This window comes from Arhodomonas sp. KWT (genome assembly GCF_010993615.1).
Map to the genome: position 1 here is coordinate 1 of NZ_WNXE01001054.1, position 566 is coordinate 566.

1 protein-coding gene is annotated in these 566 nt (G+C 67.3%); it reads right to left on the reverse strand.

Annotated elements, in window-relative coordinates; translation table 11 throughout:
- Positions 1-566 (reverse strand): molybdopterin-dependent oxidoreductase (locus G7A99_RS24115; protein ID WP_163144606.1); only part of this gene is annotated, 566 nt, incomplete at both ends.

Sequence of the window (566 nt, forward strand, 5' to 3'; positions counted from 1 at the left end):
GTGATCTTGCGCACCCGGTTGATCCGCCGTTCGGCGTTGGTGAAGGTGCCGTCCTTCTCCAGGAAGGTCGAGCCCGGTAGGAAGACATGCGCGTAACGTGCGGTTTCATTGAGGAAAAGGTCCTGGATGATAACGCACTCCATGCCCTCCAGGCCGGCGGCGATGTGGCGGACGTTGGGGTCGGACTGAAGGATGTCCTCGCCCTGGATGTAGAGCCCCTTGAACGCGTCGCCGGTGGCCGCGTCGATCATGTTGGGGATCCGCATCCCCGGCTCGGTGTCGAGGGTGACGCCCCACTCGCGCTCGAAGATCCCCCGCACGCCTGCGTCGGCGATGTGGCGGTAGCCCGGCAGCTCGTGGGGGAAGGAGCCCATGTCGCAGGAGCCCTGGACGTTGTTCTGCCCGCGCAGCGGGTTCACGCCCACGCCCTCGCGGCCGATGTTGCCGGTGGCCATGGCGAGGTTGGCCATGCCCATGACCATGGTCGAGCCCTGGCTGTGCTCGGTCACCCCGAGGCCGTAGTAGATCGCGGCGTTCCCGCCGGTGGCATAGAGCCGGGCGGCGGC